At 49.0% G+C, this 22303-nt stretch carries 18 protein-coding genes and 1 tRNA gene; 11 read left to right on the forward strand and 8 right to left on the reverse strand.

All coding sequences use genetic code 11. The annotated features are described in order from the left end of the window. The first annotated feature begins 177 nt into the window (after positions 1-177). The 5 genes from B7991_RS01945 to B7991_RS01965 all read left to right on the forward strand — a co-directional run bounded on the left by B7991_RS01945 (position 178) and on the right by B7991_RS01965 (position 8105). Positions 178-2139, forward strand: a complete 1962-nt coding sequence (locus tag B7991_RS01945) for a cell wall metabolism sensor histidine kinase WalK (protein WP_235002923.1) — start codon at positions 178-180, stop codon at positions 2137-2139. 2 nt (positions 2140-2141) lie between these two features. Beyond that, the gene (locus B7991_RS01950) at positions 2142-2858 is read left to right on the forward strand and encodes a response regulator transcription factor (RefSeq protein WP_088629458.1); all 717 of its coding nucleotides are present in this window, start codon (positions 2142-2144) and stop codon (positions 2856-2858) included. Then, entirely contained in the window at positions 2851-5382 is a 2532-nt protein-coding gene (locus B7991_RS01955) for a PQQ-binding-like beta-propeller repeat protein (RefSeq protein ID WP_088629342.1), read from the forward strand. Before B7991_RS01950 ends, B7991_RS01955 begins: the two co-directional genes overlap by 8 nt. Before the next feature lie 83 nt (positions 5383-5465). Further along, a complete protein-coding gene (locus B7991_RS01960; protein WP_088629343.1) occupies positions 5466-7247 on the forward strand; it encodes an ABC transporter substrate-binding protein in 1782 nt (593 codons plus the stop codon). A 60-nt stretch (positions 7248-7307) separates the two neighbouring features. After that, the gene (locus B7991_RS01965) at positions 7308-8105 is read left to right on the forward strand and encodes a phosphatidylcholine/phosphatidylserine synthase (RefSeq protein ID WP_088629344.1); all 798 of its coding nucleotides are present in this window, start codon (positions 7308-7310) and stop codon (positions 8103-8105) included. 86 nt (positions 8106-8191) lie between these two features. On the opposite strand, the gene mpaA is transcribed toward B7991_RS01965, so the two are convergent. The 3 genes from mpaA to ruvC all read right to left on the reverse strand — a co-directional run bounded on the left by mpaA (position 8192) and on the right by ruvC (position 10266). Continuing rightward, positions 8192-8890, reverse strand: coding sequence for a murein tripeptide amidase MpaA (gene mpaA, locus B7991_RS01970; protein ID WP_088629345.1), 699 nt, complete (start codon positions 8888-8890; stop codon positions 8192-8194). A 129-nt stretch (positions 8891-9019) separates the two neighbouring features. Continuing rightward, entirely contained in the window at positions 9020-9700 is a 681-nt protein-coding gene (locus B7991_RS01975; protein ID WP_088629346.1) for a M15 family metallopeptidase, read from the reverse strand. Next, positions 9697-10266, reverse strand: a complete 570-nt coding sequence (ruvC, locus tag B7991_RS01980; RefSeq protein ID WP_088629347.1) for a crossover junction endodeoxyribonuclease RuvC — start codon at positions 10264-10266, stop codon at positions 9697-9699. Before ruvC ends, B7991_RS01975 begins: the two co-directional genes overlap by 4 nt. Before the next feature lie 413 nt (positions 10267-10679). Between ruvC and B7991_RS01985 the strand changes: the two genes are divergently transcribed. From B7991_RS01985 to B7991_RS01995, 3 genes are read left to right on the forward strand one after another with little or no spacing between them, the layout of a single operon-like run. After that, positions 10680-12533 (forward strand): CHC2 zinc finger domain-containing protein, encoded by a 1854-nt coding sequence (locus B7991_RS01985; protein WP_254917807.1) that lies wholly within the window; start codon positions 10680-10682, stop codon positions 12531-12533. Further along, a complete protein-coding gene (locus B7991_RS01990; RefSeq protein ID WP_088629349.1) occupies positions 12533-13756 on the forward strand; it encodes a glycosyltransferase in 1224 nt (407 codons plus the stop codon). Before B7991_RS01985 ends, B7991_RS01990 begins: the two co-directional genes overlap by 1 nt. A gap of 58 nt (positions 13757-13814) precedes the next feature. Then, on the forward strand, positions 13815-15677 hold the full coding sequence (locus B7991_RS01995) for an LTA synthase family protein (protein WP_176421740.1): 1863 nt from the start codon (positions 13815-13817) through the stop codon (positions 15675-15677). Between the two features lie 120 nt (positions 15678-15797). On the opposite strand, the gene B7991_RS02000 is transcribed toward B7991_RS01995, so the two are convergent. Beyond that, a tRNA-Pro gene (locus B7991_RS02000) sits at positions 15798-15871 on the reverse strand. A 117-nt stretch (positions 15872-15988) separates the two neighbouring features. Continuing rightward, positions 15989-16663 carry a hypothetical protein gene (locus B7991_RS02005; RefSeq protein ID WP_217898027.1) on the reverse strand — a complete coding sequence of 225 codons (675 nt, stop codon included), beginning with the start codon at positions 16661-16663 and terminating at the stop codon, positions 15989-15991. Positions 16664-16757: 94 nt separating this feature from the next. Between B7991_RS02005 and B7991_RS02010 the strand changes: the two genes are divergently transcribed. The 3 genes from B7991_RS02010 to B7991_RS02020 are packed head-to-tail and all read left to right on the forward strand — an operon-like array spanning position 16758 to position 19589. Next, positions 16758-17546: an HAD family hydrolase gene (locus tag B7991_RS02010; protein WP_088629352.1), complete on the forward strand. Its 789-nt coding sequence runs from the start codon at positions 16758-16760 to the stop codon at positions 17544-17546. A 41-nt stretch (positions 17547-17587) separates the two neighbouring features. Continuing rightward, the gene (locus tag B7991_RS02015; RefSeq protein ID WP_088629353.1) at positions 17588-18709 is read left to right on the forward strand and encodes a cysteine desulfurase family protein; all 1122 of its coding nucleotides are present in this window, start codon (positions 17588-17590) and stop codon (positions 18707-18709) included. Positions 18710-18728: 19 nt separating this feature from the next. Beyond that, positions 18729-19589, forward strand: a complete 861-nt coding sequence (locus B7991_RS02020; RefSeq protein WP_073423897.1) for an ATP-binding protein — start codon at positions 18729-18731, stop codon at positions 19587-19589. A 14-nt stretch (positions 19590-19603) separates the two neighbouring features. On the opposite strand, the gene B7991_RS02025 is transcribed toward B7991_RS02020, so the two are convergent. From B7991_RS02025 to B7991_RS02035, 3 genes are all read right to left on the reverse strand, one after another. Beyond that, positions 19604-20326, reverse strand: a complete 723-nt coding sequence (locus tag B7991_RS02025; RefSeq protein ID WP_088629354.1) for a hypothetical protein — start codon at positions 20324-20326, stop codon at positions 19604-19606. A 65-nt stretch (positions 20327-20391) separates the two neighbouring features. Next, on the reverse strand, positions 20392-21636 hold the full coding sequence (locus B7991_RS02030; protein WP_088629459.1) for a tyrosine-protein phosphatase: 1245 nt from the start codon (positions 21634-21636) through the stop codon (positions 20392-20394). A gap of 52 nt (positions 21637-21688) precedes the next feature. Then, positions 21689-22300: a DUF2238 domain-containing protein gene (locus B7991_RS02035; protein ID WP_088629355.1), complete on the reverse strand. Its 612-nt coding sequence runs from the start codon at positions 22298-22300 to the stop codon at positions 21689-21691. Positions 22301-22303 lie beyond the last annotated feature (3 nt).

Raw genomic sequence — 22303 nt, forward strand, 5'->3', positions numbered from 1 at the left:
ACTTCTAGCCATTTTGATGGCAGGAAGTGTCCTTATACTGATTTTTCCTGAATTGTCGGCGTATATTCCATTTTAAGGAAATGGACGCCAATGCGGATATCACGTAGCAATCTTCTCTTTCTCTCCTTTTTTGCAGGGGGAATTGTCTTACCAACGGCAATCCTCTCGTTCTTGAGTGTGAGAAACATCCAGAACGAAGCTTACCTTGCACAAAAGAACTTCAGCGAGAGCGTTGCTACATTCCGAGAACAATGCGAATCGACCATCAGCAAAGAACAGAGCAAGATATTCCAGGAAGTCAAGTCGGCCTCACTGTACCTTTACGAACAGCCCCATAGCTTGCTCGACTTCGGAAATGCCACTCAGTTCAAGACGGTGAACGGCATTGAAGCGATGTTCCTGTACAACAACGGAACGCTCATCTACCCCGACATTTCGTCCAAGCATTTTTCAAAGACTTCGGACTTTTCGAACAGTATTGCAAGCCATTTCGAAAAGATGCTGTTCCGCGAAGAAGTCACTTCGGCCATGCCGCAACCGGCAAACCTTTCGCGTTCGGCACGCCAGCTTCGTTTTTCATTCGAAAACCTGGACGACCAGATCCAGAACATTCTTGGACTTGTGCGTATCGCATACAAGACCAAGGACTACGACGAAGCGCTCCGCCTCTTGAACATTCTCGAGGAGCACCCGCACCAGCAAGGCTACCTCCACTCGGACTTAACTCGCTCCGTCAACTTGCTGCACTTTGAAATTCTCGTTGCGCAAAAGAAGCACAAAGAAGCTGAAGACTACACAATCGCGGTCTTAAACCAGTTTTTACAAAGCGAAAACATCGAGAACCTCCCTTCGGCAAAATTTTTCTTTGAAACCGCCTTTACGCAAATTCTTTCTTTCGAGAACCTGAGCCAGGAAAAACGCGAAGCGTTTTGGAACTTGAGAGAGAACTTCAACCGCCAGCTCGGCTATATGGACATATTCTTTAGCAACAAAGATATTGTCCAGTCGCTCTTAAACAAAGAAACGACGTCCAAAAACGGCATCGACATCATGAGCGACAACAAGTCGACGTTCATCAAGATGAGCTACCCGATCCTCTCTGGTGACCAGGTGGTTCTCGCCAAGGTGAACATCGACGAATACCGCGAACGCATGCGTTCCAAGCTCAAGACTTCGGCCCAAGGCTGGAAGGGCATTCCCTACTCCATCACTGAAGGTTCCGACAAGACGCTTATACTCGGCCATGTTTCGGACAGTTCAGCCGTCCTCACGCAAGTTACTCTAGATAAAGTCATATCATGGAATTTGACCTTGTACGAAAAGGGATTAAGCGAAATCAAGCGCGACACGCGCAAGCGCATGTTCCTCATGTACGGGCTTTTGTCATTCTCGCTCATTACCGTGCTTCTTGGCTCCATCGTAATGTTCCGCTTCCTCACGCAAGAACATAAGCTTTTAGCCATGAAGGCGAACTTCCTTTCGAGCGTGTCGCACGAACTCAAGACGCCGCTGACATCCATCAAGATGTTTGCCGAAATGATGGCTCGCGGCCGTGTGCAAAAAGTCGAAAAAGTGCAGGAATATTCCGGCCTTATCGGCAAGGAAGCGACACGTCTGGAAAACTTGATAGGCGCCATTTTGAACTACACGCGCATGGAACATGGCAAGGGCGGTTTCCATTGGGAAAAGCTAGACTTTTCTGCATGTGTCCAGAAGGTTTTCGATAACGTAGAAGACATTGGCGTCGAAAAAGGACTTTTGTTCCATACCAAAATTGAACCAAGCTTATTTGTCATTGGCGATTACACAGCTCTTTACAGCTTGGTACAGAACCTTATCGAAAATGCCATTAAATACACAAATGCTCCAGGCGACATCACCATAACGGTCGCCCCTGACGAAGACAGAGTCGTTTTCTCCGTAGCAGATACCGGCATAGGCATCCCGTCTTCGGAGCAAAAAAATATATTTAATGATTTTTATAGAGTCGGCGATGAGATGACCCGCAGCACAAAAGGTTCCGGACTTGGGCTTGCCATCGTCAAGCGCGTGGCAGAAACGCACAAGGCAACCATCTCACTCACCAGCAAACCCGGCAAGGGCTCCACTTTCACCGTAAGATTCAAAAAGGCAGAATGATTATGCAGCAACACAGAATCCTCATTGTTGAAGACGAAGAAATCATCCGGCTTGGGCTCCAGGATAACTTCGAGCTCGAAAACTATGAAGTCGAAACGGCATGCGACGGCGAAGAAGCCATAGCAAAGACAGACTCGTTCCAGCCGCACCTCATTTTGCTGGACGTGATGCTCCCCAAGAAGAGCGGTTTTGAAGTCTGCCGCATCATTCGCAAGAAGCACCCGGAATGCATCATCATCATGCTTACCGCAAAGACCGAAGAAACGAGCAAAGTCGCAGGGCTCGACATGGGCGCCGATGACTACGTGACAAAGCCGTTCTCAATTCTAGAACTTTTGGCTCGCGTGAAGGCGTTCCTCCGCCGTATCGACTTGCAGGCACAAGCAACCCCGACAAAGCAGCTCGCATCTGTCGATGCCGTCGATTTTGCCGACATCCACTTGGACTTCAAGAAATTCGTCGCTACAAAGGCAGGCGTTCCGCTGGAGCTATCCACACGAGAATTCCAGATCCTCAAATATTTCTGGCAGCGTCGAGGCGAAGTCGTCTTGCGCGAAGATTTGTTGCAGGATCTCTGGGGCTACACTCCCGAGAATATGCCTTCAACACGCACGATTGACAACCATATCGTGAACTTGAGGCGTAAACTCGAAGACGACCAGGCAAATCCGAAAATCATCCTTTCTATCCGTGGAGCAGGCTACAAGTTCGATGCGTAATCACTTGCAAAAAGGAAACATCTTTAGCAAGGCGTGGATTCTTACAATCCTCGCCCTCTGCACTTTGTTTTCTAGTCAAGCGATGGCAAACAAGATGGCTTCGCAACTCCAGGAAGCCATTTACCTCTTCGAAATGAAGGGTGAAGTAGACGAGTCCATCCGATTGCTCGAAAAAATTTCCCGTCAAGGTGACAACGACGATAAGGAATCTGCATTTTTCTACCTCGGAAAAATTTACGACTTGGCAAACAACAAAGCTCAGGCAAACCACTTTTACAGCCGAAGCCAAGCATATACAAAGACGACAAGCAAGGCCTACTGGCTTGCCAAGCGCGATGCGGCCACAAGCTATGCCCCGGAAAGGCTTTTGCAAAAGACCATTCCGCTCCGCAGCCCCATCCGTCATTTTTTTGAAGGCAAGAACGCCAACATTCTATTTGAAAATGGCCACATTGCCAAAATTGAAAGTGGCATGATTATTGAAATCGGCACGAAGCTCAATGAAAACGACCACCTGCTGTATATTAATTCTGAAGGAATGTGGTACCAAAACGCCACACGCGATTCCCTCTTTTACAAGCCCCACAACGCGCCCAATCAGATAACCTCCTTTGAAATCAAGAATATTTCACAGTTCACCGCCGTAAATGGAACTGCCATAGCCATCACAGAAAAAGAGTTCTACATTCTTGACCGCAAAGGAGCCATCAACAAAGGGACCGCCGACTACACGTCGTGCCAATTGCAAAGCGAGCAATTCATCAATGACAACTTTATCTTGAACTGCCCGGATAACGCCCTCCATTTCATTTCGGCAAGTTCTGCAACCGAAGCTTTCACAATTGCCCAATACGACAATATCCAGAAAACATATGTCCATAAGAACTACATTTATCTAGTTTCTGGAAACGAACTTTTCTGCTATACGTTACAAGATACCAAGAAACCTCTGTGGAAGGTCTCCGTTGGAAACATTGAAAGCATTCAGGCTTTCGAAAACAACATCGTCACGCTCGAAGCCTCCGGAAAAATCACCCTCTACAGCCAAGCAACAGGTTCAATCCGTTCTGCCGTCCGTGCAAACGCTTCAAACATCTACCCTCTCGCTCAGGGAACACTCGGACTATTCTCTAACGAAGGTTCCGTCATCACCGTCGATACGTTACTCAGTCCCTTATGGGGCTTTAACCTTGCCAAAGCTCCAATGACAAGCCCAATTGCCAAAAGACGATTCATATACGTACCGTTCGACAACAAGCGAATTTACGCCATTGACGCCCATTACTATGGACAACGCCCGCTTTATTCCAGCAAGCTTGCGTCCCAAGCCGTCCATAGAGCCCAGCGAAAGCTCTGGGATAACATCACGCCACTCCTGGATTCGATTATTCAGCAAGAACCAGGCAATGCCGAAGCCCATTTTTTAAAGGCATTCAATCTAGAACGCGAAAAGGCGTCTGAAAAGGATCGCCAAAAGGCATGGGCCGAAGCCGTTCGACTCTCTACTGGCAGTCCGCAAATTGCACGCATCGTTTTGAGGTATTACAGCAAAGCCGTTGGTGCAAACTTTGCAAGCCAGCTAAATGTATCTCCCAAAACAGTTTACCCGCAGCTCCTCGGTTCCAAAAAGAACCTCTATACTGTTGACCCTGCTACAGAACAGCTCATCTGTATCAATACAGAAAACGGAGAACAGCGCTGGAGCAAGTATATCGGAAAAATCGGGAACGCCCCTGTCATCCAGTCTGACGAGAATACCATCGTCATTTCGACTGGGTACCAGATGCACATCTACGACATGAACAAGGACTTGTTCAACAAGCCCATTCAATTGCCAGGCAAGGCTTTCAACTTCACGATTAGCGGGGACTACATATACGCTTCAACCTGGAATGGATTTTTACTCAAGATATCACGCTCCAACAACAGCATCGTCTGGTCGCGCAAAGTCTATTCCATGCCGTTCCATGTCGTAAAGCTTTCCCGCAACCTACAGCTCTGCAACCTCGACGGAGAACTGATGCGGCTCAATGACGACAACGGACTTACCATAGACAATTCAACGAACAAAGTTCAAGTCAACATCACCGCCATGGATGGAATCGACTCGACAATCGTACTCGTTTCCAGCACAAACAAGCTATTTCTTCAAAATACAAAACGAAAGGATTTTAGCCCGACACAGGTCCTCATGGAATACCCCATCATTTCCATGCAGTTGCTCCGCGATCAAAACGAGAACAAGATCATTATCTCGCTTGCCGACCAGTCCATTCTTCTTTATTCTAACATCGGAACGCCGCTTTGGAAATATCAAGGGAAAAAATCCGTTTTCTCCAAGCCGTTTATTTACGATGGCAAGGCCTGGATTGACCAAGGAAACGAAATCATCGCTCTTTCGCTCAAAGACGGAAAGGTCGTAAAGACATTCAACACCCCCGGTGGAGCCGGCACACCATTTATTTTAAACCATACCTTATATAGCGCTTCCCCCAAGCGGGTCCTTTACGCATTTCCGCTCTAACTTGGACTATAGTAAACTAAAATTTAGTAGTCATTTTAAGAAAATCTCACTACATTTTCTGCATTAAGTTTTGCAGGAAAAGAATGAGCGTCCATTTCAAAAAAGTTGCCCCTCTTTGCTACCTCTCCATAGCGGTAGCACTCCTGGCAACAGGTTGCAAGGACGATAACACCAAAAACATCAAGACAAAAACATCTGAATACCCGCGAAACGAAACTCTTTACGTAGGCGGTTTCGACTGGTCCCCTCCAGCGACTTTCAATCCGCTCGACCCCGACCCAAACTTTCCATCGGATGGAAACATCCGGCTGATGTACGAATCCTTGCTTGCCTTTAACCAACTGACAGGCAAGCTGGATCCAATGCTAGCTGATTCCTATAGTCAAACGGATTCCAGCATTACGGTCCACTTAAATTCGCAAGCCAAGTGGAACAATGGCGAAAAAATCACGACTGAAGATGTTATTTACACCTTCAAGATGGATTCTATCCTGCCAACAGCCCACCACAACAACTGGAAATACATCAAGACCATTACAGACGATGGAGACAATCATATTTCGTTCCACCTGACGGAAAACAAGAATCCGCTCATGGTTCTGAATGCCATAGCCGAGACATCGATCCTCCCCAAGTCCGTATTCGAGCCTTTGCTCAAGTCCGCCAAGACCGGCAAGAGCTACAACATGGAGAAGATTCTCGAATTCAAGAACGACGTTCAACCGGTCGCATCGGGGCCCTATACCTTGGCCAATTATTCTCCGGACCAAATTGTGCTCAAGCGCAGCGAAAACTACTGGAGATCCAGCAAATACGGTGGCAGAAAACCGGCACCCAAGTATATCATTCACCCCATTTACGACAAGAATGACAACTTCAACAATGCCATGACCCGAGGAAACCTGGACGTTTCTTCCATCTACTTGCCTAGAATCTGGGAAAAGGCCAAAGACAGCATCCGCGCCTGGAGTCGCGAAGAACCGTACCAGCTTCCTGCAACCATTACGGCCTTGGTCGTTGCGGTCACCAAGGAACCGTTCAACAACGTAAGCTTTAGACGAGCCCTAGCCCACTCGATTGACTTCGATAAAATCAAGGCTCGCGCACTTTCGAACTACACCCCCGCCATGCAGCCCGGGTTCATCCTCCCATTTGGCCTAGAAAAGAAGTATTTCAACAAAGAAGATGCCGACGAGTTCGGCTACAGCTACAATACCGAAAAAGCTAGAGAAATACTCTCGGAAGCAGGCTATTCCTGGAACGCCGACGGGAAACTCCTCGACAAGAAGAAAAAGCCTATCCGGGATATCACCATCGAGTGCACGCAAGGCTGGAACGACTGGGTTGAAACCATCAATGTCATCGTGGAATCGTTTGCAGAGATAGGGATTACTGCAACACCTAAGATTGTCGACTACGCAATATGGGATTCGGATCTACGCCGAGGTACATTCGACCTCGCCATGAAGACTCCACCGACAGAGCACTCCGTCGCCAATCCATGGAACAGGTTCTACCAAATGCTAAGCACCATATCTTATAAACCTGTCGGTGAAGAGACTTTTGTAAACCAGGGGCGTTTCCAGAATGAAGACATAAACATTCTCCTAAAGGAAATCCCAACTATAACCAATGAAGATAGCCTTGTACAGGCATACCGGGAACTCAACAAACTGTTCATGGAAACGGTCCCTGTACTCCCCCTCATGTACAGGCCATCGACATTCTACCAGTTCTCGACCAAGCACTGGACGAACTTCCCTACGGCAGAAAACCCGTATGCCCCCCCAAACAACCTTATTGTTGCCGCAGGAGTAAGCGCTCTTTGGGAGATTGTACCCGTCGATCAAGCGGATAATCAATAAAAAAGTTTCTTTTTCTCCGTAAAAAAATTATCTTTAGCAAACCAATTCAAGGAGTATATCGTGGGAAAATTACGTTTTGTTTTGCCTAATACTTTCACAAGCCTGAACTTTTTGCTCGGTGTATTTTCCATTTGCTGGACAACCGGAGCTTTTGGTTCGTTTAGTACGGCAGACCAAATCCGCATGGGTGCATACTTTGTAATGCTGAGCGCTCTTTTCGACAAGCTTGACGGCTTTGCCGCACGCCTCGTAAACGCCAGCTCCGAATTCGGCGCCCAGTTCGACAGCCTCGCCGACTTGGTTGCTTTCGGTCTCGCACCGGCATTCTGCTTTTTCTTCACCTACAAGATTTACGCACCGGAATGGTTCCAGAACCACGGGCTTCTGATGACGGTTGCACTTGCCGTTTATGTGCTCTGCGCCGCTATGCGTCTCGCCAAGTATAATGCTTGCGATTCAGACACGTATCATCACCATTTCTCCGGCCTTCCCTCTACTTTCGCAGGCATGGTCAATGCAACGCTCATCGTATTCCTCATGACCAAGGGCGTTTTCGCAGACTCGAGCACGTTCCTCTTCTGGCTCCCGATCATCGTGTTTGTCGCCACGGGTTTCTTGATGGTGAGCCCGCTGTTCCTCCCGAAGCTCCAGCCGCGCAAGAACAAGGCTTTCAACATTTTCCAGATTGTCCTGATTTTGCTCACCTACGTTGCCGGTCTCCTCTTCTACAACCCGAAGGTGCCGTTCATTCTTGAATACCTGCTCATCCTCGGAGCAAGCTACATGCTGATCGGTTTCGGTGTGGGTCTCGCCTATCGCAAGCAGATTATCGAAGAAGCTAAAGCCGCTAAGAAGTAATGGTCCCTCGTTTTCCTGAGTGAAACGCAGGATCCAGTAATTTTTAAGAGTTATGCCCGCCGCGAGCGGGCATTTCTTTTTGCGTCCTAGTGCGACGACATGCGTTCCAAGAATTCCGCAAACACACGGCCATAACGGTCGAACAAATGTTCTAGCGACATGCGCGGGAGTTCAAGCGTCACGCATTCGAGGCCGCGATCACCGCACCACGTTCCGAAGCTCCCCGGCGTTTTGTATCCAATGTCCGACAGCCAAGGCAAATTGAACGTCTCCATCACGCCTTCGACAAGCGTTGTCTTTTGCGGTGCATCGACGCAGCCCATCGGGGCGTGCATCGCAAGCACGCTCGCAGGCTTCAGTTTTTCAATTAACGCGACAAGCGCTTGCGTTTCCGGTTCGCTTTCAGCAAATGATCCCGGCGATAAAAGCGTATCGCGCGGCGCTTCGAGAATCGAGCGCGAGCCGACCTTTTCCGTCGAAAAGTTCTGCGTTTTGAAATTGCGGTTCAAGTCCACGCCACCTGCGTTCCCGCGTGTTCCAAGAGAGACTCCGTCCGGATTGGCGCACAGAATAAATGCGATAGATTCAAAAGGCTCGTCAAAAGCACGGAGCACACGACTCAGGAGGAACGTTGTCTCCGGCTCTTCGCCGTGAATTCCCGCCATTACAAGCAACTTGCATTCGCTCTTGCACGGGTAGTACAACAGCGGAGCGCCCAGCACAGAGCGCCCATATTCAAGAGAAGGCAACTGGATAATACCGCGAGAATCTGGAGAAAAATTCATAGGACTAGAAGACTGTAAAGTTTAACTGGATACTTCGCCCTTTGGGCTCAGTATGACGTAGCGCATTCCTCAGTATGACGTAGTGCATTTCTCAGTATGACGTAGCGGAATGACGCCGCCATCTAAGTTTTAAATAAAGTAAGGATAAATGTAATCCTCCGCGAGCTTGGGCAAGCGGGCAAGCACAACACGTTTGCATTCCATATCCGAGCGTTCATAAATGCTTCGCAGCGTGTCTAGTGAGAAATGTTCCAAGCGCTTACGCGATGTCGGCAAGTGCGCAATGTGCCAGCCTTCAGGCTTGATTTTCCCGCGTCCGGGAATGAACACACGACTAAAACCAAATGATGTTCCAGACTCCATCCGAGACGTCAAAAACGCATGGAACTTCGCAAACATGCCACTGCACTCCGCGGGCGTGAGCTGCACTTCGTAGCCCTCCGGGCATGCAGCGCCATCGACCACGTCGATGTCCGTCCCTAGATGGTGACGGCTCGCCCCCGGCAATGCCGACCATGTGAGAATCGCATACATCAGCTCTTCTTCGTCTTTCGGGCGTTCCATCGGCTCGCCCTTTTCATTCAAGAGCTTAAGTTCGCCACGCGCCTTACGGTTCCAAATCGAGAGTTGCTTTTCAAACGAGCGGTACGCCGATTCAATGCGCAGTTCAAAACCGTTCGCCTTGGCTTCGTTTGACAACGCGCACAAATCATCCACAATCTCGCGGTCTACAAAGTATCCCGGCTGGAATTCCACCAAGTCAGGCGATCCAAGGCCGTAGGGCAACAAATCCTGAGACAAGTCCGTCATTGAATCGTCCCTCCCATTTTTTCAATCAAGTCTTTCCATTGCTGCACCGTCGTTTTCTTTTTGGGCTTCGACTTTTTACCCAAAAGCGACTGCGCCAACGGGGCTGGGGTCGCATGAGTCCATGCAATAGCAAGCGCATCCGAAGCATCGAGCGGGAGATCCCCGCCAGCGATTCCCAAATGTGCAAAAATCATGTTCGCCACATGTTCCTTCGAGGCAGCACCATTGCCCGTTACAGCCTGCTTTACAACTTTCGGCGGGTATTCCTCGTACGTCATTCCTCGACGGTGGCACGCCACAAGTATCGCCCCGCGGATATGCCCGAGCACCAAGGCACTTTTCACGTTCTTCGCAAAGAACACGCCTTCCATCGCAAGTGCATCCGGGTGGTAATGGTCCAGGCGCTTTTCGAGCTCCGTCACGATATGCACAAGCCTATCTTCGAGATTTTTAGTCGCATTCGCATGGAACGTGCCATATTCCAGCACCTGAATCTGGTTGCCAGTCTTTTTCAAGAACGCATATCCGGTCGTAATCGAGCCCGGGTCAATACCAAGAATAACCATATTTCAAAAAATAGATAAAGATGGGCTTATCGCCAAAAGCTTATGAAAAATTCAAGAATGAACTTCATGCGGGCGGGGCCCCAGCTCGGAAAATTCTTAACCCATCCTGGCGCAAGCGCCAACCTTACAGCTCAACCATGACCATACAAGTATGGTCGCGGCACTCGCCTTTTAAGGTTGTGGCCGACGCTTTTATTCGTTCAACGAAGTATACTCTTCCTATTTAATTCAATATCACACTTACACCTTTAATAATATCCTTCCTAAATAAGACCTGATTTTTATCACTAAGAATGCATGAAAGACTAAAGAATTGCCTTTTTTTCAAAAAAACCGCATTTACGGGAGCGTACTTTATTAGATTTCTCTTATAGGAGGCCGCAATGCTGATTGATCAAGAACATGCAGAGTATATGAGAACTAAAGCTCACCCGAGGCAGTTGGGAATTCCCCTGAGCCGTTGGGGGCGTAACCTTATCGCCTGCTGTCCGTTCCACGCTCCAGAAGAAACATCGCTGTTTTTCTACGATGCGCTAGGTTATTGGCGCTACCGCTGTCTCCAATGCGGAGCCGAAGGCGACCTGGTCGATTTTTTGATGAAGAGCCGCTTTAACGGCATGGATGAACAGAGTGCCCGTTCCGAAGCCTTTGAATTCCTCGGCGCACTCGACAAGGACCTCGCAAACAATCAGGATAGCGAACACCCGTGGGTCAAGGAAGTCGGTGGCGAAAAGTCCAAGGTGCTCGAATGCTTTGTGCGTTACTGCCACTGGGCCGCCTGCAAGAGCCCATCTTCGGCAAAGTTTCTCGAAGCCCGCGGCTGGAGCATTGGCCAAGCCCAACTTTACGGTCTCGGCTACTACAGCGGCGACCCCGAACCGTTCATCAGCTACTGCATGCTCTCCGGCATCGAACGCCACCAGATCAGTTTTTACCTCGACAACCTCGAAGCATACCACGAACCGCGAATTACCATTCCGGCCCGCAATTCCAAGGGATTTATCCATTCCGTTTACGGTAGACTCATCGACGACAACGAAAAGAGCCATACCTACATCACGTATGCTTCAGGCCCGACCGTTATTCCGTTCAATATCCAGGCAGATAGCGAAAACCCCATTATCGTGCAAGGTTTCTTTGATGCGCTCACGGCGGACCTCGCCGGTATCCCGGGCGTCGTTTCCACGATGTTCCAGGAACTGAACGTCAACCACCTGTACAAACTCAAGGCCTGCGGAGCCGAATCATTCACAGTCATTTTGCGCCGCGAAGAAGACCGCCGCAATCAGGAACTCAAGATTCAGAAGTACTTGAAGCTCGCCGAACAAATGCACATGAGCCTCAAGTCCATCGTTCTCCCGAAGGACGAAACTGTCGATACGTTTGTCCGCAAGAACGGCGCCGATCAGCTCATCGACCTCATTGCCAATACCGAAGTCGATACCATTCATTCGCACCGCCGCTCCATGCTGTTGCAGGACATCAAGGAAAACTTCGATACCGCGATGGCTTGCCCGCCAGACCAGAGTGTGGGCTACAAGCTCAGCACATTCCCGAAGCTCACCAAGGAAATCGACGGCGTTCAGTCGGGATGCTTCTTTGTATCGTCTCAGCCATTCGGCCTCAAGACGTTCTTGCTTTCGAGTCTCACACTCGACCTCATCGAGAGCAACCCGAACCTCAAGGTCATTTACGTGGCTTACGAAACGCCGCGCCGTCAAATCTTTGACCGCTTCGTTTCCATGCTCATCGGCGAATCGATTTTGAACGTCCGCAAACAGAATGCAGACAACCAAATCAACAAGAAAATTACAGATGCTACACGCGACCTAATGGCTTATGTTCGCAACAACCGTCTTGAAATTTGGGACGACATGCCTTCGCTTGACTTTAACGACTTGCTCAAGACGTTTAGCCAAGAACTCAAGGACCATCCGGACTTGATTCTCGTGATTGACGGTATCGACCACATGAAGATCACCGACCGCCCGGAACTCCCGGACATCCACGAGAAGCGTTCGTCCATCATGCTTGACTTGTACAAGGCGCTCGATATTCCGATATTCCTCGGTGGCGAACTCATCGATTCGAACATGGGACTTTTGGGACCGCGCGCATACCTCCGCGACTCTGACGCCATCTACTGGCTTACCGAAAAGGAAGGCGCCCTAAACCTCTCAGTGGATTCCAAGCGCATGGGCACAAGCCGCGTCTATGAAGACAAGATTTTGATTGACTCACAATCTAGCCGCATGAAAGAAGCTTAATGTTTACCATTGTCGATTTTAACAACTTCTGGAGTCCGTCAGGCGGCGGAGTCCGCCGTTATCATTTGCAAAAGATGGCGTTTTACGAACGTCAAAATGAAGTCCGTTCCGTCTTCGTGATGCCCTCGGCAAGCACTTATACAGAAACGCGAAGCGACGGTTTGATTATCGAGCACGTGGAAGCATTCCGATTCCCCGGCAACTGGGAATACCGCTTTATGTGGAAGTCCAAACAAATTCGACCGATTCTTGAGAAGTACAAGCCGGATGTGATCGAAGTGGGCTCTCCCTACATTTTGCCCTCGGCCGTACGCCGCATTGCAAAAAAGGTTGTCCCCAAAGCCGCACTATTCAGCTTTTGGCATGCAGACTTCCCCGTGACATACGTGGGCCGCCCCGTTGCAAAAAAATTCGGCGCAAACGCAGGCGTATTCACCCGAAAAATTGCATTCTGGTACGCGAAACAAGAATTCAAAGGTTACGATTGCGTACAAGCGTCATCGAAAGAAGCGATGGCTCGCCTCAAGAAAAACGGACTCCCAGACCCGCGCTGGATTCCGCTCGGTTGCGACATCGACACGTTCTCGCCAAGCCGCCGCGACGAAGCGCTCGTCAACGAGCTCAAGGATGGCGACCCAAACCGCCTCACGATATTTTTCCCGCACAGGCATTGCAATGAAAAAGGCATTGACCTCGTTCTCGGCGCTTACGACATCTTGACGCAAAAGCTCGGGCACGAACCCGCCATTGTCTTTGCTGGCACAGGTCCAAGCCTCCCGCTCGTGCAAGAAGCAGCCGCAAAATACAAGCACGTCAGCTATATCGGCTTTGTGAATTCCATCGACGAGATGGCTCGCTATTACGCAAGCGTCGATATGGGGCTTGCACTTTCTGGTTGGGAAACTTTTGGACTTTCGATTCTGGAAAGCATGGCAAGCGGAAACGCACTCGTCGGAGCTGCCGCCGGAGCCGCATTCGAACACGTCACGGAATCGGGCGCAGGCACGATTCTCAAAGAACGCACGCCCGAAGCCTTGGCAGAAGCTATTGTCGAGCTCTACCATTCCGACCTCACCGACAAGAAGATTAAAGCACGAAAGTACGCCGAAAAATTCAGCTGGAACGATTGTTTCAAGCGCCAGCTAGATTTGTACAAAGAAATTTCTGGACTAAAAAATGAAAGATTTTATACGGAAAATCGTCTCACGATTAGAACCTTCTAAAAACTTAATCTTTATTTCTCTTGCCTTCTGGGTTTCGCATATTGTTTTGCGAATTCTTTTGCTATTCCGTAACAACCCTTACGGATTCCCATTTGTTTCGAAACCGGACTGGTACATTTTCCATGCCGTGTGTATCGACTTTCTGTGGATTTGCAATGCACTTATCGTATTTGCGCTCATTTCGCTCATTTCCACCAAGGCTTCATTCAAATCCTTTATTAGCAAATTCTATGTCGCATTCCATTCCGTTGTTTTGCTATTTACGCTCCTAGATAACGAGGTCCAACGATTCCTCGGAAGCCACCTCACGCTAGGACTTACAAATACATACAAAGACGTATCGTCCATTGCCATGTTCTATGACTACGTGGCAAATGACCTTTCCGTTCCCTATTTGCAGTTCTTTGTACTCGTTCTTATCCTGCCTTTGACATACTTTGTATTTAAGCTTTTCATGCGCAAGCGGACTTACGCTAATGCAAATGCACCTGTGACCAAAACAATTATTGCTATGGCGATTTTCTACGTAGCCTCGTACCTGTTCATCAACTTCATATGGACCGGTAACGGACGAATGAAAAAGCTACGACCGTTCGTTTCCAATGTGTATAACGAGCTCTTCAATGCAAGCCAGAACGCAAGCTTATCCGATGAGGATGCGGAAAAATACGGGAAGGCCTACCAAGCTTTATGGCAGAAAATCGAAGGTGATAGTCTTTGGGAATTTGTTAAGGCAAGTCCAGAATCCAAGATACCCTTCTACCGCATTCCGACTGAACAGCTCCGCCAAAATGAAACCTTGAAAGCCAAGCGCGTTGAACAGCCAAACTTCATTTTCGTGTTCATGGAATCCCACCGCGGGCTCAACACGGGCTACATGAATCCGCAAATTCAGCCTTCGCCCACACCATTCCTCGATTCTCTCGCAGCGCACTCCAGAACATGGACCCGAATGCATGCCAGCAGCGTACCCACAACTGGCGGCGTTCTTTCAACACTTATCGGTATTCCGCACCACTCTAGACTGGCGCAGGCAACAGAACTCACACATGTCACCCTCCCGAGTTTTGCATCCATCATGACAGACTCCGGCTATGTGACACACTACTTCTCGGCTGCAGACCCAGCCTGGGATAATCTCGGTGTCTGGATGTCCAAATGGTACAACGGAGTCCATTACGACCGCAATCGCGAAGACGACTCCACCTTCTTTGACCATGCAGCAATTTACGTCAACGACACGCTCGCGAAAACAGGCAAGCCGTTCCTCGCCACATTCGCAACGCGCTCTAACCATTATCCGTTTAACTTTGCCGCCGGCATGTCCGATGAAGACAAGCAAAAACCGCTCACCGAACGCATCAATATTACCATGCGCTACGCCGACAGGCAACTTGCACGCTTTATACGAACATTCGAAGATAAAGACTGGTACAAGAACACTTATTTGATTGTCATTGCAGACCACGGCTTCCCCCTCGGCGAAAACGGGGTTTCCACAATGAACGGCGGAGCCTACTCCAACGCCACCTGGATTCCGTTCCTCATACATGGCAAAGGCATTGACGCCTTTAGCGACACAACGACCGCAGCACAAATCGATGTCGCACCAACGATTTTGGAACTCGCCGGGATTGCAGCACCAAACATTTTCATGGGGCACAATCTTCTGAGGGGTTACGGAGAAGGCCTCTCCCTCGGGACCTACACCGGCTATGCCGACATCGGCTACAAGGGCAAGCGACTCATCGCCAAATATCCTATTACAGGAGAAATCCAGGGACTATTCGACGAAGGGGATACACACCAGACAAACAATCTTGCCGAAAACAAAAGCGATGAAGCCATCAAGCTTGAGAATCTGAACCTGCTCGATACGCTCATCAAGATTTCGGATTACACGCTCGAACACGGGCTATAATCCACGAAATGCCCGCGCACAAGGCGCGCGCAATTCAAACGGCAAAAGTTTTGCAAGATGCGCGCCCCAAGCCCGCAGACCTTAACGCAAAAAAGACTCGTCAATGACGAGTCTTTTTAGTCGGGATGACTGAATTCGAATCAGCGACCTCTTGAACCCCATTCAAGCGCTCTACCAGGCTGAGCTACATCCCGAGGTCTCTTACAAGAGTATGCCAAAGTTAGTTAAACCACGGTATTTTTTCAAGGCAAACTCCCGAAAAAAGCATTAATTAGCCCATTCCGGCAGTTCCAGTCCTTTCTAGAATAGCGCTAGTCCTTCCAGTAACCAACAATCAGCACTTCGGGCGTTGCCTTCGGGAATTTTTTGCTCTTGAAGCCCACAATCTTGCGGATGCTCTTCTGCTTGAGTTCCCAGCCCGTGCGTGTAAGTCCAGCGGTCGAAAGCGTGACCTTGATGCCAGGCACCTTGCCACCTTCCTTGATCTTGCCCATGTCATCGACATTGAGCATCACGTTCTTAGTTTTGAGCTTAAATTCCTTCTGGGCATTTTCATCAAGCGCCAAGTCCGGGCGAGTCTTCTTGTCCGTTCCCCAGACGTAGAACGTCCATTCACGCTTTTCATTGGCGGCATAATAGCCCGTATCAAAAAGCTTTTCGCCAAAGAAAATCGGATTTTTCACATAACCGTCGAGCTGTGCTGCATACGACTTGCCCTGATTATCGACCATCACCACGACCGGGTTGATTTGGCCGTCCATGCCTGCAAAATCCATATCGAACTCAATCGTCACCGGAGCATTCGGCGCAATTTTCGTCGGATACTTGAAGTTCGACATGCCAATGCCCTGGCCCATCACAGTTTCAAGAACAATTTCTTTATTCGTAATATTGGCACCCTTGATGACGATATGGCGCACATCGCCCTGGTCTGCATAACCAATCGGATACGGATCCGGCACAAAGCGGATAATATCTTCAGCCATGACTGTCGCCGAAAAAGCGAGTGCCGTCGCAAAAACAGATTTAAAAATTTTAGACATCATGGTGTGAATATACAAAATTTCTAGCTTTGGCGCCATGACTTCACTCGACGAAATCAAGGCTCTCATCGCGCAAAAAGAACTGTTCATTTTCGACTTGGACGGTACACTATTCAATACGCTTGGCGATTTGGCACCAGCAGTGAACTACGCGATGACGCAATTCGGCCTGCACACGCATTCAAACGATGACGTGCGCACATTCATCGGAAACGGTTCCATGAACTTGATCCGCCGAGCTGTCGCTGCCAATTTCATTCCCGTCGTAAGCACCCGCGACATGGAAAAAGTCGCAGAAACGCTAGCCCGCGAAAACTACAGCGAAGAGAAAATCAAGGAAATCCATAAAGTTTATTCAGATTTCTATTGGGAGCATTGCATAGAAAATACGGAACCGTACGAAGGCGTTATAGAACTCGTGCAACGAATCGCCGATGAAAACCGTGATGGGGATTGCGCGACAAGTAATGGGAACTGCGCCGGGGCTAAATGCGCGGCAATGCTCACAAACAAGCCGGTCGCCCCCGCACAAAAGATTCTCAAAAAATTCGGTCTTGAAAATTCTTTCGCCACATACCTCTGCGGCGACACCACCCCCGAACGCAAGCCAAGCCCCGCCGGGATTTTCGAGATTCTCCGCCAAACAGGAATCGCCCCCGAAAAAGCAATCATAATTGGTGACGACACGCCCGACGTTCTAGCAGCAAAAAACGCAGGCATTGACTGTATCACGCTTTTTGAAGGCTTCGGCAAAGCGGAAAACTTGCTCCCACTAGAGCCGCGTTACACTGCCGGCCACATCAAGGACTTTGCCGAGTTCATTTAACCGCAGAAGGCACCTCCCAATTTTCTATCTTTTTGATAGTTATGTCCTATTTCGACTACACGGCAAACACCCCGGCATGCGAAGAAGCCTTGCAACGATTCTGCGAAGTTGAACGCAGGTTTATCGGCAACGCCAATTCGAATCACGAAGCAGGGCATGCAGCAAAAGCTTTCCTCGCCCAAGTGACAGCTTCCGTCGCGAAACTTTTGGGCGTAAACCCCGACGAAATCATTTACACCTCGGGCGCAAGCGAAAGCAACAACACCGCCATCCGCGGCATCGTCCAGGCCAAGCGCCATGTGGGCAAGCACATCATCACGAACCCGCTGGAACATTCTTCGGTAAGCGCCACGCTCACGGCCCTGCAAGAAGCGGGCTACGAAATTGAGATGGTAAAGATCGGCACCGACGGGAAAATTGACCTGGAAGACTTGCGCGGCCTGCTACGCAAAGATACGGTGCTTGTGACGGTAAACGCGGTGGATAGCGAACTCGGGACCGTGCAGCCGCTAGAATCCATCAGCAAGATTGTCCACGAATTCCCGAACTGCAGCCTTCACGTGGATGCGACGCAGGCCATCGGGAAAACGCCCATAAACCTGAATTTGGCAGACACGGCAAGCATCGGCGCGCACAAGTTCTACGGACTTTCGGGCAGCGGGCTTTTGTACAAGAAAAACGGAATCGCCATGGAGCCGCTCATTTACGGCGGTGCCAGTACCACCATTTACCGCAGCGGAACCCCGACGCTCGCGCTGGACGCATCCCTTGAAACAGCGCTGTCGCTTGCCATGGAACATTTCGAAGAGCGATTTGCCCGCGTCAAGGAGCTGCGAAAGATTTTGCAAGAAAAACTCTGCGGCTATCCGAAAGTCCGCATCAATTCGCCCGCAGACGCAGTCCCGCACATCTTGAACCTGAGCGTCGCAGGGGTCCGCGGAAGCGTTTTCCAAAAGGCACTTTCGGACAAAGGAATTTACGTGTCGGTCAAGTCCGCCTGCAGCGTGGATGCACTCCCCTCCCGCGCCGTTTTTGCCGTCAGCCGCGACCGCAAAAACGCCTTGAACTCCTGGCGCATAAGCCTTTCGCACCTCACCACCGAAAAAGAAATCGACGAATTCATGGCCGCATTCGACAGCTGCTACAAGGAACTTTGCGAGTAACCGCAAAAAGGTAATGAAAATGGCACGAGAACTTTCATTTGTCCAAAGCGTAGAACGGAGCATTTCAAAAACATACCGCGAAAGGCTCTGGACGCCGTTCATTACCGCCATCAAAAACTACAAGCTCATCGAAGAAGGCGACAAAATCGCCGTCTGCATTTCCGGCGGCAAGGATTCCATGCTCATGGCGAAGCTCATCCAGATGCTCCACCGCCATAGCGACGTGAAATTCGACGTGGAATACCTGGTGATGGACCCCGGCTACAACGAAATCAACCGTCAGAAAATCGAAAGCAACGCGAAGCTCCTGGAAATCCCCATCACCGTTTTCGAGACGAACATTTTCGACGTGGCAAACAACACCGAACGTTCCCCCTGCTACGTTTGCGCCAAGATGCGCCGCGGCCACCTCTACCACAAGGCAAAAGACCTAGGCTGCAACAAGATTGCGCTGGGTCACCACCTCTCCGACGTCATCGAGACCACCGTCATGGCGATGTTCTACGGCTCGCAACTGCAGGGCATGATGCCCAAACTCCATAGTCTGAATTTCGGCGGCATGGAACTCATCCGCCCCATGTATTGCATCAACGAGCAGGACATCATCAACTGGAAAAACTACAACGGGTTGCAATTTATCCAGTGCGCCTGCCGCTTTACCGAAAGCTGCACCGTCTGCGACAACGGCGGTGGCGGCAGCAAGCGTCAAGAAATCAAGGCGCTCATCAAGCGCCTCAAGCGCGAAAACCCGAACATCGAAAAGAGCATTTTCAACAGCCTGCACTCCGTCTGCATCGAGACATTCCCCGGATTCAAGGCCGGCGGCGAGCTGCATTCGTTCCTAGAAGACTACGAAAATCGCGAACCTCAGAAAGGATAGAACTCAGCAACAAGCTACTTGTTCTTTATTGAAGACGAATCATCAAACATCGATGGTTGCGGAAGCTCCCCGTAAAAGGAAATCGGGAACGAGAATGTCGCCCCGTTTTTCGATTTCGGAAACACCCAATGGCTGACAGATTCCTTGACATCTTCATTAATAGCGCTAAAGGGGCTATTTTCGGCAATTGTAGTCGATTTAATTTGAACATTTTCAACTTCGCCGCTTGAAGCAATTTTCAAAGTCAAGACTATTCTTCCTTCAAATTCACTTCGCCTTACATTCTTATCGCAGATAAAGCGTAAACCATGAACTCGTTGGCGATAAACCTTTAAAAAAGTCTGAACATCAATATCACGACCTTCAACGACAACGTTTTTTGCAGACAAAGGCTTAATACGGCATCTAGGGACCACCTTGCCATCACCCCCTTTGTGAACAACATCCGGAAGGACACCATAAAGAGCTGCATTCTGCAAAAGACCGTCCAATCCCTTTGAAATCCGTCCCGAGAAAGTATCGATATTAACTTTAGGGACATCAACCTTTTTTAATTTTAACGGATAAACTATAGCCCTTTCTTTGAGAGTATCAGACTGCTGTTCATTGGCCTTCTCCGCTTTAGGTGTATCAAATTTAGAAGATTCCTTTTTATCAGAATCGTTACAAGCCGACCACAACGCTGCAGCAGTCATCAAAACGATTTTGCCAAGAAATTTGCTAAAGTTTTTCACCATGCTTTATAAATAACAAAATTTAAGAGACGCAAACAACTCCAATAAATAATCCCAAAGACTTTTATCTATTTCAGCCGATCTCTCAGCGCTTCGATTTCGCTCTTTTCCATCCCGAGCGCAAGCAAATACTTTTCTGTGGCGGACGCTAAATCTGCATTTTCGAAATCAGAGATATCAACGCCTTCCGTTTTGTACGCATTCTGCATAAGTCTTACAATAATCGCCTGAAGCAGCTCAACCTGCTTTGTTGTTAAATCAACATGTTTACCATCGACCACGTTGTAAAAATTCTTGTGAGTCGTGGCGTAATCTGCCTTGATTTCACCAGCGGTCGCCCCCATCAGCGCTTCGAGTACAGCAATCGTAAACCCAGTTCGATCCATACCATACGTGCAATGCACTAGATACGGGCCTTCATGCTCTATCATATAGCGCAAGCCTTTGACAAGCCCTTCCTTGAACGGCGAATTCGCAAAAGCAGGTTCCACATTAAGATAGACCACATTCTGCGTTGCATAATAAGAATCTGCAAAGCCTTTGTATTCTTCGGCATATTGCAATTCATCTGCAAGGTTCACAAAAGTCTTGACGCCAGCCACTTCCGCCAATGAATCCGCAATTGCATTGCGATAAATAGAAGGATCAATCGGACTTGAAGAACGATAAAGCACCCCCTCGCCCATTCCGGTTGTACGCACCATTCTAAAATTCGCAAACTCCTCAATAGACAAATCAGGATAAGCCCCCGGATAATTCGCAATTGAAAGCGACTTCAAATTTTCAAGATGGTCCACATAGCCACCCTTTTCCTTCATCTGCACAACAACATCTATCGGGAATTTCAAATCGCGCCCGAGACCAACGACCTCAGCCATTTGGCCGTAACGAGCCTCAAGCTTGATATAATTCAATCCCTCAGAGACATACAAAAAGAATTCACCGGGGAAAACATATCCGTAACCCGCAACTACAGGAACATCCACCGTATCGTACCCCGCAATCATCACCGTCACGACATCGCCATAATCAAACTTTGTCAGGAACGAATCCGCAACAACATCAATTTTCACACCCCCGAATGCAAAAATTTCAAGCGTATCCTCCATAACAGTCGTTGAAATCGAAACTAACCCATCCGCGGAAGAACTCGATGCCACAATAGACGAGGACAAAGCGTAATCCGAAGAACTCGATTCTTCAACGGCAGCGCAACTTTCGCCACCTATAGGATTCACCGAAACAAAACCGTTATCATCGTTGCTACAAGCAGCAAAAAGCAGCGCAAAGGCTAGCGCGCAAAACGCCGCCATCTTTTTATATAAAGCTTTAACCCAAAAACCAACCATGACTTAAATATATTTTTTAAGTTTCTAATTTGCGGAACTTTTTAACATTCAAACAAATTAAAACAGAAATGGTCGCCCCGATAAGGCACATGAACATATCCGTCTGTGTATCCCAAATGTAGCCCTGCGTTCCCAGGAATGCTTCCGTATCCGTCGGATTGCTAAGCGATGCCAGCCACTCAATAATTTCATAAAGCGCAGAAATTGCCTCGGCCACGCACACCGACAAAAATCCCGTCCAGCCAGCCGTCTTGATCGGAGTCGTGCGGCGCAAAAGTTCAATCATCACAAGTGCCGGCGTCACGCCCTGCATCAAATGCCCGATTTTATCGTAGTTGTTTCGCGCAAAGCCAAACCAATCCTGCATCCAGAATCCAAGCGGAACCTTCGCATACGAATAGTGCGCTCCAACCAAAAGCACCGCCATGTGAAGCGCCATTACCACGTAAAGATACGTGGGCATCCTGAACTTTTTGTAGGTAAATACAAGGACCAACAGCCCGACAATCGCGGGAGCCGCTTCAAGAATCCAGGTGAGGTAAGTATCTTCAACTCCAATAACAGACCAAAGCGTTGTCAGGAGAACTAAGCCAAGCAAGAACAAATGAGATTTAGCAATATTATTCATGCT

It is taken from the genome of Fibrobacter sp. UWB3 (genome assembly GCF_002210405.1).
Lineage (GTDB): Bacteria > Fibrobacterota > Fibrobacteria > Fibrobacterales > Fibrobacteraceae > Fibrobacter.